The organism is Luteimonas saliphila (assembly GCF_016774335.1).
GTDB lineage: Bacteria > Pseudomonadota > Gammaproteobacteria > Xanthomonadales > Xanthomonadaceae > Luteimonas > Luteimonas saliphila.
Genome location: NZ_JAETWA010000011.1, coordinates 97459 through 109694, shown reverse-complemented (window position 1 = coordinate 109694; position 12236 = coordinate 97459). Strand labels below are relative to the sequence as shown.

The following is a 12236-nucleotide window of genomic DNA, read 5'->3' as shown; positions in this document are numbered from 1 at the left end:
TCAACACTTCCCGCCCGGTTCCGGGCGCTCGCAGCAAGCGAGGAATCCGCACTTGTCCGACAACACCCCCGACGACGGCGACACCGCCGCCAAGCCCGTGCGCAAGACTGCCGCCCGCGCCCCCAAGAAGGTCGCCAAGGCCGCGGATGCGGAGGCGCCCAGGCTGTTCGAGTCGGCGCCGACGCCCGCCGAGCCGAAGGCCGCCGCACCGGCGCCACCGCCCCCGCCGCAGGCGCCTCCTGCGCCACCGCCGGCTGCCGATTCCGCGCCGCCCCAGGCAGCGTCCTCGGGCGCTGGTGAGACGCCCCAGGGCGAAGGCGGCCAGCAGCGCCAGCCTTACGACGGCAACCGCAACAACCAGAACAATCCGAACAATCCGAACGGCCCCGGCGGCAACCGCCGCGACCGTTTCCGCAACCGGCGCGACCGACAGCGCGGCGGCGATCGCCCGCGCGATGGCGGCCTGCCGCAGGACGATGGCAGCAGCGGCAACGAACAGGCATCGCGACTGCCGCCCCCCAACATCCCCGAAGGCTTCCCGCAGTATTCGCTGGGCGACCTCAAGCGCATGCCGGCGCACAAGCTGCTCGACATCGCCGAGCAGCTCAACATCCACGAAGGCGTCGCCCGCGCCCGCAAGCAGGACGTGATCTTCGCCCTGCTCAAGGTGCTCACCCGCACCGGCGAGGGCGTGCAGGCCGACGGCGTGCTCGAGATCCTGCCCGACGGCTTCGGCTTCCTGCGCGGCGCCGAGGCCAGCTACCTGGCCGGCCCCGACGACACCTACATCTCGCCCTCGCAGATCCGCCGCTTCAACCTGCGCACCGGCGACCACCTCTCCGGCCGCATCCGCTGGCCGAAGGACGGCGAGCGCTACTTCGCGCTGAACGTGGTCGACACGATCAACGGCGAGCCGCCGGAGGCGAGCAAGGGCAAGGTGCTGTTCGAGAACCTGACCCCGCTGTTCCCGCGCAGGCGCTTCAAGCTCGAGCGCGGCGACGGGTCCACCGAGGACATCGCCGGCCGCATCCTCGACCTGATGGCGCCGCAGGGCAAGGGCCAGCGCGCGTTGATCGTCTCGCCGCCCAAGGCCGGCAAGACCATGCTGATGCAGCAGATCGCCACCGCGATCACCAGCAACCACCCGGACGTGCACATGATCGTGCTGCTGGTGGACGAGCGCCCCGAGGAAGTCACCGAGATGCAGCGCACCGTGCGCGGCGAAGTGGTGAGCTCCACCTTCGACGAACCGGCCGCGCGCCACGTGCAGGTCGCCGAGATGGTGATCGAGCGGGCCAAGCGCCTGGTCGAACACAAGAAGGACGTGGTGATCCTGCTCGATTCGATCACCCGCCTCGCCCGCGCCTACAACAACGTGGTGCCCAGTTCCGGCAAGGTGCTCACCGGCGGCGTCGACGCCAACGCGCTGCACCGCCCGAAGCGCTTCTTCGGCGCCGCGCGCAACGTCGAGGAAGGCGGCAGCCTGACCATCATCGCCACCGCCCTGGTCGACACCGGCAGCGCGATGGACAAGGTGATCTACGAGGAGTTCAAGGGCACCGGCAACTCGGAAGTGCACCTGGACCGCCGCATCGCCGAGAAGCGCGTGTACCCGGCGATCGCGGTCAACCTCTCCGGCACCCGCCGCGAGGACTACCTGATCGAGCCGGAAATGCTCCAGAAGATCTGGATCCTGCGCAAGCTGCTGCACCCGATGGACGAGATCGCGGCGATGGAATTCCTGCTCGACAAGATGAAGTCGACGAAGTCCAACGACGAGTTCTTCGCTTCGATGAAGCGCTGAGTACCGGACATCGCGGCAACAGGAAGGCGCCGGGCAACCGGCGCCTTCCTCTTTTCTCCGCCCGGGTTCCAGGACGTCGGTACTGGGGATGGGGCCGCTTTTTCTACTGCATCGCGTCGCCGCCTTCCCTGGCGAGCTTATGGACCCAGCCGCGACCGGCAGACCCTTGGGTGCGAAATCAAGGAGGCGGCGCCCCCGCAAGCCGGACAGACGCGGCGCTTTCCCTCGCGATGGCCGCTTCCGCGCCGGCATCCGCGGCAATCCCGAATCCGTCGCGCGCTCGTCCCATCCGAGGCAGGAATGCGTTGGCCGCGCGCTCCGACGGCCCAGACGCGTTGGCGCCGCGCGGCACGGGCGCCCCGGGGCGCCCGTGCCGATTGGACATGCCCGCATTCCGGTCGCACCATGCAGGTCGCGGACGCCGGTTCGCCGACCGGCATCCGGCATGGAAAACCTTCCAGGGTCCCTCGCCATGTCCCGTGCCGCCGCCTTCCTCGCCAATGCCCGCGGCCGCCTGGCCCAGCTCGATGCCAGCCTCGAGAGCGCGATGCTGCCTGCCGACGTCGCCTGGACGCTGTGCGGCTTCGCCGGCAAGGAACTCGAACTGGTCGACGCGATCGTCTACCTGTGCGATCCCGGCGGCCGCACGCTGACCCAGCAGGCGGCCTGGGGACCCAAGCGCGCCGCGAGCCGCGTGCTCGAATCTCGGATCACCCTGGCGCTAGGGCGGGGCATCGTGGGCCAATGCGCGCGACTGCGCCTGCCGCAGCGCACGGGCGACGCACGCTTCGATCCGCGCTACGTGCCCGACGACCAGTCCAACCTGTCCGAGCTCGCGGTGCCGATCCTGCTCGGCGACACGCTGTTCGGCGTGCTCGACAGCGAGCATCCCGAAAGCGACTACTACACGCTCGACCACGAACACGCGCTGTGCGCGATCGCCGAGCGTGGTGCCGGTCGATTGCAGGCGCTCGCGTCGCGCTGAAACCCGGCGGGTTCAACCGCCTCCGATCGGCGTCAGCAACTTCAATCCCGTGCCGGCCTGGTGCACCTGGCCGGCGATCAATGCGTCCGGTGCGATTTCGAACCCATCGAGGCTTTCCATCTGCCAGGGCACCGGACTGCGCGGACCGGGCACATAGGCTTCCCACTGTCCATAGCCTGCCGGCCTCGAATCGTAGAAGCGGTAGTCCACCGGCACTCGCGCCGTCCACGACTCGTCGTCCGCCCACTCGCCCGTGCTGGGAGGACGGAAGGTCCACTTGCGCGCGGCCGCCAAGGCCGGCTTCGCCAGGATCTCGCGCATGCGGGCCAGCTCCACCCCGCTGCCGACGACCCGCAGATTCACCTGCTCGACCGCCGCGTCCTCCACCCGACCGTCGCGATTCACCTTGACGACGACGTAGACCGTGCCATGCGCACCCCCGGCGAGCGCCCGCATCGGGTAAGCCGGAGGCTGGAGGTCGAGCGCGGACAACTGGTCGCTGGCCCCGGCCGCATCGTCGGCAGCGCCCGCACCCTCGCGCGCGAGCTGCGCGGCGATGTTCACCGCCTCCCGGCCGAAGTAGCCGTCGCGGATCGAAACCCGGAAGCGGCCGTCCTCGAAACGGTTGGCCACCAGCAGCAGGCTCATCCGTGCGCTGCCGTGCGCCGGCTTGCCATCGACCACGATCGGCTCGAAACGCCAGCCGGGGACGGCTGCGTCGACCAGGTTCGCCACCACCTCCGGCAGCTTCTCGCGTTCGTCGATGGTCCACCCCGCGACGGCGCCGTCCAGCGTGATCGTGACCCGGCCGGTCACCAGCATGCTCGCCTCGATCTGCTTGCGGGCTGCGGCCACGCCCGCGGCCTGGACCGCGCCTGCGGCGAGCGAGAGCACGAACAGCAAACACCACGACGAACGGATGCGCACCCTCATTACCATGCTCCCTGGCGATCACGGCCCCCATCGAGCTGGGCATGCGGGCATGCGCGGCACGACTCCCTGGCGCAGCCACCGGGCGGACGACAACCGGGCGCTGCCAGCGGAATGTAGACCCGGCCATGCGCGTCCGCAAGCGGCCCTGCCACGCGGGCGAGAGGCCTCCCTCAGCCGCGGTCGCGCAGGAACCGCGCCATCGACACCCCGGCCTGCACAGGTACGTATTCGTGGGCGACATCGACGAAGCCGCGCATCACCGCGATCTCGCGCGGGGTGCGGTTGAGCGCGTCGCGCGCCTCCGGGTCGGCGCCGGCGCGCAGCAGGCGCTGGGTGACGCGCAGCAGGCCGTGCAGTGCGGCCAGGTGCAGGGGGCCGAAGCCGCGCGGGTCGCGCGCGTCGAGCGCGGCGCCCTCGTCGAGCAGGTGTTCGATCACCGCCAGCAGCACGTCCTCGTCGCAAGCGGTCCCGGGCTCGGCGCGCGCGCCCACCAGCAGCAACAGCGGGGTGACGCCGCCCGCCGCGACCGCGTCGACCTCGGCACCGGCCAGCAGCAGAGTGTCGAACAGGGCCACCAGCCGGGTGCGGTCGCGTGCGGTGAAGCCGTACAGCGCCGCGCAATGCAGCGGTGTGAGCCCCTGCGCATCGGTGGCGTGGACGTTGGCGCCCGCGGTCATCAGCCGCGCGCACAGTTCCGGCAGCCCCAGCGCCGCGGCCAGCATCAGCACGGTGACCTCGCCGGGCAGCCGCTGTTCGAGCTTGGCGCCGGCGGCGAGCAGCCGCTCGACGATCTCGCCATGGCGCATGCTCACCGCCGCCGACAGCGGGGTGGCGCCGGTGTGCGCGACGTGCTGCGGCTGCGCGCCGCGCGCCAGCAGCAGGTCGACCACGGCGCGGTGGCCGCCACCACTGGCGCGCAGCAGCGCGGTGCAGCCCTGGGCGTCGACGGCATCCACCGCCAGGCCGAGGTCGATCAGCCGGCGTACCGCATCGGCGTCGCCCGCCATCGCCGCGGCGGGCAGGTCGGCCGGTTGCAGCGCGCGCCGCGGCAGCGGCCAGCCGCGCCAGTCGAGCCAGTCGGCGAGGTCGCGCCGGCCGCTGGCGAGCGCGACCCCGAGCGGGGTCTGGCCGTCCTGCGCGCGCATGTCGATCGCGGCGCCATGCCGCACCAGGGTCTTGAGCACGCCCTCGCGCGCCAGCGCGGCCGCCAGGTGCAGCGCGGTCATGCCGCGCGCGTCGCGCGCATCGGCATCGACCCCGATCGCGAGCAGGCGTTCGATCAGGCGGTCCCAGCCCAGGTGCACGGCCAGCGACAGCGGCGGATCGCCGCCGGGCGAGGGGGCGAACGGATCGGCGCCGCGTTCGACCAGATCCAGCGCGCACTGCTCCAGTGCACGGCCGGCCTGGTCGCCTTCCACGCAGGCGGCCAGGAACCGCGCCAGGCCACCGCTGCCGGCCGGCGAAGCGCCGTGCCGCAGCAGGGCCTGCAGCGCGGGCACGGCATCGGGTCCGCGCGCGAGCAGCCGGAACACCGCGGTGTCACCCTCGGCGTCCCGCGCCTCGAGGTCGGCGCCCTGCGCGACCAGCCAGTCGATGCGCGCGAGCGAAGGCGTCGCGTCGTCGTCGAGCAGCAGGGCGCCGAGCTCGGCCGGAGACACCAGCGCGGCGACGCGCTCGAGGTCGTCGAGACGACCGGCGTCCAGTCCCTCGCGCAACAGGGTCTGCGGCGTGCGGTCCTCCAGCGCATCGCCGGCCTCGGACTGCACGCTGGCCGGCAATGCGTACTCCGGATCGAGCAGCGCCACCAGCCGCCAGCGCCCGGCTTCGGCCGCCAGCTCCGCGGCGCGCTTGCCGTCGTGCCCGCTCGCATGCGGATCCAGTCCCAGTTCCAGCAACCGCGCGACCAGCGCCGAGGACGGTGCCTCGGCGACGCAGGCCAGCAGCACTGCATTGCGGCCTTCGGCATCGAGGGCGTGCGGATCGGCCTTGGCCGCGAGCAGCGCTTCGAGCACCGCCGCACCCGCCCCGCGCGCGGCCTCGAGCAGCGCCGTGGACTCACGGGCATCGCGCGCGTGGACATCGGCACCGGCGTCGAGCAGCGCCGCGACGACCTCGGCATGGCCCTGGAACGCGGCCACGTGCAGCGCGGTACGCCCTTCGCGATCGCGTGCATCGACCTTCGCCTTGTGCCGCAGCAGCAGTTGCACGCCGGCAGGATCGTCCTCGTCGCCGCCGGCCGCGGCGACCAGTGCCGGTGTCCCCCCCTCGATCGCCGGCTTCGCGCCGCGCTCGAGCAGGAAGCGCGCGAGGCGCCAGTTGCCCGCGGCGCAGGCGACGCCGAGCGGGGTCAGTCCTTCGAGGTTCTGCAGGTCGAGTTCGGCCGAGGCATCCTGCAGCAGCGCGGCCACGCCCGGATCCGAGCTGCGCGCGGCGTGGTGCAGCGGCGTACTGCCGTCGTGGTCCGCGGCGCGCGGATCGGCGCCGTTGGCGAGCAGGGTCATCACCGCTTCGGGACGGCCGTGCCAGCTGTCGCGCGTGGCCGCCAGCAACGGGGTCAGGCCGGCGTGCACGGCGTTCAGATCGACGCCGCCGGCGATCAGGGCGCGCAGCAGGCGAAGATCGGGCAGTACCGCGGCGAGGACCGGAAGGCTGCGCTGGTCGCGCTCGTCCGGGGAGGGCAGCGCATGCATGTCGGCCCCCGCTTCGATCAGCGCCAACGCCTGGTCCACCCGTCCGCTGCGGGCGGCGGCATACAGGACGGGGTCGAGGTCGCCATCGAACGCGGGCGGCGGCAGGCGGGCGACATCGCCCTCCATTTCCACCACCGGGATCGCCAGCACGCCGGGGCCGGGCAGGCGTTGCAGCAGGTGGTGCAGCAGCGGCCAGGCGACGGCGCAGGCGCCCGCCAGCGCCCAGCGCGCCTGCGGCAACAGCAGTCGTGGCCATGCCAGCAGCACGATGCAGGCGAGGATCGTGCCCACGCAGGCCGCGGCCACGACCCCGTGCCAGCCGGACGCGTCGCGGTCGCCGAGGGCCTGCCAGTGCCGCGCCAACGGTCCGCCCGCGCCTTCGGTCGCGTGCCACAAAGGCCAGGTGCGCCACAGCCCGAGCACGCACAGGCCCGTCACCGCGCTCAGCGCCAGCGCCGCACCGAGTCCGCCGCTCTGCAGGACCGCGAGCAGCGGCCACCCCACCAGCAGCGCGGCAACAGCCAGGCCGATCGACCACAACGCCAGCAGCGCGCGGGCGTCGCCCAGCAACGCGGCGCGTTCCATGGTCCGCCGTTCGCGCCAGCCACGCACCGCCAGCGCCAGCGCCGGCTGCGCCAGCACACCCGCCAGCGCCGCGACCACGCCGCCGACGCCAGCGACCAGGGCCAGGGCGCCGCCGGCCGCCGCCGCGACCAGGGCCTGTCGTCGACTCGCCGGGGCTTCAGGCATCGGTGCCCCAGTCCTCGTGCATCGGATCGACGTCCATCGCCGGCGGAAACTGCAGGTGGAAGCCGCGCGCGGCAAGGTTCGCGCGCACCTCGGCCGGGTTCTCGCGGGCCAGCGTACGCGTCGGGGTCAGTGTCAGGTCGAACACGAACCGCAGCGGGCCCAGCTGGGTGCGCAAGGGTTCCGGCAGGCGCTCGAAACCATTGCGCTCGGCGAGGAACACATAGGTGTCCGCCTTGCGCTGGCTCTTGTAGACGTAGGCTTGCATGTCCGTCCGCGGGCTTCGATCACGGAATTGTGCGGGAAAACCGCGGGTTGCGGTACCGATGCAGCACGGCCGCGGTTCATGCGGGCAGTGGTGCGCCCACCCCGGGGCGTCGCGCTGCTGGGGTAAGCTGGCTCCGTCGTCCCGACAGATGCGTGCATGGACCTCCAGGACTCCGTCGCCACCGAGATCGTCCCCGCCTCCGACTGGAACGACGACGCCTACCGGGCCCGTTTCGAGGAGCTGTACGCCCAGCTGCGCACGATCGCCCGGCGTGAGCTGCGCGGCTTCGCGCGCGGCACCCTCGACACCACGGTCCTGGTGCACGAGGCCTACCTGAAGCTCGATGGCGCCGCGCTCGATGTCAGCCGGCGCGGCCCGTTCCTCGCCCTTGCCGCCAAGGTGATTCGCTGCGTGCTGATCGACCACGTGCGCGCCCGCGGCGCCCACAAGCGCGGGGGCGATGCCGCCCGGGTCACGCTCTCCACCGACCTGCCGCTGGAAGGTGCGCAATCGGGTCTGGACGTGCTCGACATCGAACGCGGCCTGCGCGCGCTGGAAGCCGTGGACCCGCGGCTGGCGACGGTGATCGAATTCCGCTTCTACGCCGGCATGGAGTTCGAGGAGATCGCACGGCACCTGGGCGTGACCTCTCGCACCGTCCACCGCGACTGGCGCAAGGCGCGCGCGTTCCTGCTCTCGCACCTGGGCGAGGCCGCGTGACCCCCGACCGGATGCGATGGCTACGGCTGTCGCAACTGTTCGATCGCGCGATCGACCTGGATCCCGCGCAGCGCGAGGCGCTCCTCGATGCCGAGTGCGCCGACGACCCGTCGCTGCGCGCCGAACTGCAACGGATGCTCGACGCCGATGCTGCCGACAGCGCGTTCGATGCCGGGGCGCGCGGGATCATCACCCTGCACGGGGATGACGACGAACGTCTCGATGGCGACGGCCACTATGACGCCCCCGCGACGCGCCTCGGCCCCTGGCGGATCGATCGCGAACTCGGGCGTGGCGGCATGGGCACCGTGCACGCGGCGCACCGCGACGACGACACGGCGCAGCGGGCGGCGATCAAGCGCCTGCGCCGGCGCTGGGACGGCAGCACGCAGGCGCAGCGCTTCCTGCAGGAACGCCGGATCCTCGCGGTGCTGTCGCATCCCAACATCCCGCGGTTGCTGGACAACGGCATCGACGACGAGGGCCGGCCGTGGTTCGCGCTCGAGTTCATCGATGGCAGTCCGCTGACCGCGTGGGCGGATGCGCGACGGCTGTCACTGCACGAACGCGTGGTGGTGTTCGGACAGGTCTGCGAGGCGGTGCAGCATGCGCACGAGCATTTCGTGGTGCATCGCGACCTCAAGCCGGCCAACATTCTGGTCGACAACGATGGCCGCGCGAAGGTGCTCGATTTCGGCGTCGCCAAGCGCATGGACGAGGCCGCAGGTTCCACCCGCACCGGCATGTTCGCCGGCTTCACGCCCGAGTACGCCGCGCCGGAGCAGATCACCGGCGGCGCCATCAGCGCGGCGACCGACGTGCATGCACTGGGCGTGGTGCTGTACCAGCTGCTCGCCGGCAGGTTGCCCTTCACCTTCCCGGCCGACGACCTGCGCGCCGCCGCCGAAGCGATCTCCACGCAACAACCGCCACGTCTGGAACAGGCGATCAGCACCGGCAGCGACGACGATGTCGCCATGCGCCTGCGCGAGCGCCGCACCGACACCCGCGCATTCCGGCGCTTCGTCCGCGGCGACCTGGGTCGCATCATCCAGACCGCGCTGGCCAAGGAACCACAACGGCGCTACGGCAGCGTGCGCACCTTCGCCGATGATCTGCAGAGATTCCTCGACGGCCGCCCGGTGTCGGTGACCGGCGATACGTTCGGTTACCGCACCCGCAAGTTCGTGCAGCGCAACCGCGGGGTCGCGAGCCTGGCGGCGGTCACCGCGATCGTGGTGGTGCTGGGGATCGCGAGCGTGCTGCACCAGTCCGGCCGGGTCCGCCAGCATGCGACGGAAGCCGAACGCCAGGCGGAACAGGCGCGGCGCGTGCGCGATTTCGCGATGCAGCTGCTGGCCGATGCAAATCCGACCAACGCCGCCTTCGGCGGCGACCTGGAACGGGTCTTCAGCCACGCGGCCACCGGCCTGGTCGAGCGCTTTTCGGGGCAGCCGGACCTCTTGGCGCAGATTGCCGACCTGCTCGCCTCCACCATGTCCGACTCGGGAGAGCGCGAGTCCGCGGAACGCCTGCTGCGCGAGGTCCGCGGGACACTCGCCGCGGATCCGGCCGCGGCGCCGTGGGCGCGCAAGCTGATCGACGTGCGCCTGGCGCAGGAAACCCTGGCAGGTGGCCATGCGGCGGAAACCGATGCGCTGCTCGATGGCACCATCGACACGCTGTCCCCGGACCAAGCCGAGCATATCCCGATCCTCACCGACGCCTGGCAGGTGCGTGCCTACCAGCGCTTGAGCCAAGGCCGCGAGCCGGAGGCGCTCGAGTCGGCGCGCATCGCCTCGCGGCTGGCCCACGCGCACATGCCCGCAGACTCGCGCGTGGTGGCACATGCGGACCTGGCGCGGCTGATCCTGCTGGCCACGACCAGCGTGGCCGCGCCGCCGCAGGCGCTTGCGGAAGGCTCGTCGATGTTCGAGTCGGTGCGCGGCTTCTACGGCGACACCCACCCGGTGACCCGCAATGCGTTGAAATACATGGCCATGCTGCAGCAGGAGAACGGCATGGTGCGCGAGGCGGAAGCCACATATCGCCAGCTGCTGGCTGCGGCCGCGGCCACCGGCGACGAACGTCGGCTCGCCCTCGCCGGACTGGAGCTGGCCTCGCTGCTGGAAGAGGACGATCGCCTCCGCGAGGCGGTAACCGCGTACGACGAGGCGATCAGGCACGGTGCGGAGCACAACGCGCCTGACCGGCAGTTCATGCTGGCGGCACGCAACAATCGTGCATTCACCTGGTATCGCGCGGGGGACTGGAGCCGCGCCGCGGAAGGGTTCGACGACGTCGCCTCCGCCTGGCACCGCGTCCACGACGATGCCGACCACGCCTACGTCCTGTCCGCGCGCACGCGCCAGGCCGATGCGCTGGTGGAATCCGGGCAACTCGCCCGGGCAGGGCAACTGCTCGACGACCTGCTGCCGCGACTCGCCACGCACGATCCGGATTTCCATCCGCTCGGCCTGTCCGTGCGTGCCAAGCTGCATCTGGCGCGGCGGGATCCGGCGGCGGCCCGGCACGACATCGATGCGGCCTTCGCCGCAGCGTCGCAAGGCAGCCTCACGCCGCGCAGCGAGGCCGCCCTGTGGGGCGTGCGTGCGCGCGTCCTGCTCGCGCAGGGCGAATCCGGCGACGCATCGGCCGCCATCTCCGAAGCCGCGGCCCGCCTGCAGGACGCGGACCCATGGCGCAACCCGGAACGTGCGCGGCTCGCCTTGCTGCAATTGGAGGCAGGGCCGACCGCCGTCGCCGCCACGCTGTGCGATGCGCTGCGCGACGCGATGCGTTCGCAATCCGCCGACGAGGATTCGCCATTCCAGAAGGACGTGCGCAAGGCCGTGGGGCGCTGTCCCGGCTGACCCACCTGGCACCGCTAAGGCCTCCCGGCAACGCCGCGGCGGCCGTGTTCGACGCTCTCGATCGAGGACGGTCGCCTGCGACCTTGTTCCGCACGCGGCCGACGCAGCGCGACGTCGCCACGACCGTGCTCCACCGCGAGCTGTCGACCGACGACTCCCGGCGGGCACGGTTCATGAAGCGCCGACGACGCGCCGTCCAGACCTCGATGCGGACAAGCGCACGAGGCGCGGCCTGGTCGCGCTCCCCGGCCGTGTCCGCCCCATGTCAGTCCGCGACCGTCCTTTCCGATCCTCCTGACTGTCGGCCACTTTCCGGCCAGTCAGAGAGATCGCCATGTCGCACCGCACCGTACCCTCCAGTCTTCCCCTACGCCGCGCATCATCGTCGCTGTGCCTGGCGCTTGCCGTCGCGGGCGCATTGCCGCGGCCGGCGGCCGCCGACGCCACACCCGAATGCAACAACGGCCCCGAGTACGGCAGTACCGAGTGCGGAACCAATTCGACCGCTTCGGCCAACCGGGCCAGTGCCTTCGGCTTCCAGGCCGCTGTCGGCCGTCCCGGAGGCACCGCCATCGGTGCCGAGGCCGTCGTGGCCCAGGCGTTCGGCATCGCGATCGGGACGGGAGCGCGTGTCAACGAGGGAGGTGGCGGAGCGATCACCATAGGCCCGATTCCCACCCAGATCGGAGGCACGGCGATCGGTGCCCTCGCGCGCACGCAGGGCGACAACAATGTCGCTCTCGGCGGATACGCGCTCGTCGGTATCCGGACAGGCTTCACCGCAGTTCACGATGGCACCGCGATCGGCGCGGCATCGCTGGTTTCGGCCGACGGGGGGACCGCGCTGGGGGCCAACACCTCGGCATCCGGTGCGGACGCGATGGCGATGGGCCGCTTCGCCAGCGCGACGGCGGCCAACAGCGTCGCGATCGGGGCGCGGTCCGTGGCCGATCAGGCCAATACCGTTTCGTTCGGCTTCGACGGCTACCAGCGACGACTCACCCAGGTCGATGAGGGCACCGAGGACACGGATGCGGTGAACCTGCGCCAGATGCGCGCGGCCGACGACGACCTCGGCGGCGGCATCGCCGCCTGGCTCGGCGGGGGCGCGGCATATGCCGGTGGCGCGTTCACTGCGCCGGTGTACGTGATCCAGTCGAACAACTACGGCAACGTCGGCGCGGCCTTCGGCGCCGTCGATGCCGCACTGGACAAT

7 protein-coding genes and 1 pseudogene are annotated in these 12236 nt (G+C 71.8%); 5 read left to right on the top strand and 3 right to left on the bottom strand.

Annotated features, from left to right (window positions below):
- Positions 1-52: 52 nt before the first annotated feature.
- Together rho and JMO03_RS02185 are read left to right on the top strand one after the other, a co-directional pair.
- Entirely contained in the window at positions 53-1804 is a 1752-nt protein-coding gene (gene rho, locus JMO03_RS02190; RefSeq protein ID WP_202839752.1) for a transcription termination factor Rho, read from the top strand.
- A 472-nt stretch (positions 1805-2276) separates the two neighbouring features.
- On the top strand, positions 2277-2789 hold the full coding sequence (locus tag JMO03_RS02185; RefSeq protein ID WP_202839750.1) for a GAF domain-containing protein: 513 nt from the start codon (positions 2277-2279) through the stop codon (positions 2787-2789).
- A 12-nt stretch (positions 2790-2801) separates the two neighbouring features.
- Here the strand turns inward: JMO03_RS02185 and JMO03_RS02180 are convergent, their stop codons facing one another.
- From JMO03_RS02180 to JMO03_RS02170, 3 genes are all read right to left on the bottom strand, one after another.
- Positions 2802-3722: an energy transducer TonB gene (locus JMO03_RS02180; RefSeq protein WP_202839743.1), complete on the bottom strand. Its 921-nt coding sequence runs from the start codon at positions 3720-3722 to the stop codon at positions 2802-2804.
- Positions 3723-3892: 170 nt separating this feature from the next.
- Positions 3893-7162 carry an ankyrin repeat domain-containing protein gene (locus JMO03_RS02175; protein ID WP_202839741.1) on the bottom strand — a complete coding sequence of 1090 codons (3270 nt, stop codon included), beginning with the start codon at positions 7160-7162 and terminating at the stop codon, positions 3893-3895.
- Entirely contained in the window at positions 7155-7427 is a 273-nt protein-coding gene (locus JMO03_RS02170) for a YcgL domain-containing protein (RefSeq protein ID WP_202839738.1), read from the bottom strand. The genes JMO03_RS02175 and JMO03_RS02170 overlap by 8 nt, the downstream gene beginning before the upstream one ends.
- Positions 7428-7583: 156 nt before the next feature.
- Here JMO03_RS02170 and JMO03_RS02165 point away from each other — a divergent pair, with 156 nt between their 5' ends.
- From JMO03_RS02165 to JMO03_RS21600, 3 genes and pseudogenes are all read left to right on the top strand, one after another.
- Positions 7584-8147: an ECF-type sigma factor gene (locus JMO03_RS02165; RefSeq protein WP_202839736.1), complete on the top strand. Its 564-nt coding sequence runs from the start codon at positions 7584-7586 to the stop codon at positions 8145-8147.
- Positions 8144-11020 (top strand): protein kinase domain-containing protein, encoded by a 2877-nt coding sequence (locus JMO03_RS02160; protein WP_337926340.1) that lies wholly within the window; start codon positions 8144-8146, stop codon positions 11018-11020. The genes JMO03_RS02165 and JMO03_RS02160 overlap by 4 nt, the downstream gene beginning before the upstream one ends.
- Before the next feature lie 334 nt (positions 11021-11354).
- Positions 11355-12095, top strand: a pseudogene (locus JMO03_RS21600) (hypothetical protein); the annotation flags it as partial.
- Positions 12096-12236 lie beyond the last annotated feature (141 nt).

Excerpts from the sequence above, each read along its gene's own strand:
- JMO03_RS02185 (WP_202839750.1), top strand. The coding sequence starts at position 2,277 with ATGTCCCGTGCCGCCGCCTTCCTCGCCAATGCCCGCGGCCGCCTGGCC.
- JMO03_RS02180 (WP_202839743.1), bottom strand. The coding sequence starts at position 3,722 with ATGAGGGTGCGCATCCGTTCGTCGTGGTGTTTGCTGTTCGTGCTCTCG.
- JMO03_RS02175 (WP_202839741.1), bottom strand. The coding sequence starts at position 7,162 with ATGCCTGAAGCCCCGGCGAGTCGACGACAGGCCCTGGTCGCGGCGGCG.
- JMO03_RS02170 (WP_202839738.1), bottom strand. The coding sequence starts at position 7,427 with ATGCAAGCCTACGTCTACAAGAGCCAGCGCAAGGCGGACACCTATGTG.
- JMO03_RS02165 (WP_202839736.1), top strand. The coding sequence starts at position 7,584 with ATGGACCTCCAGGACTCCGTCGCCACCGAGATCGTCCCCGCCTCCGAC.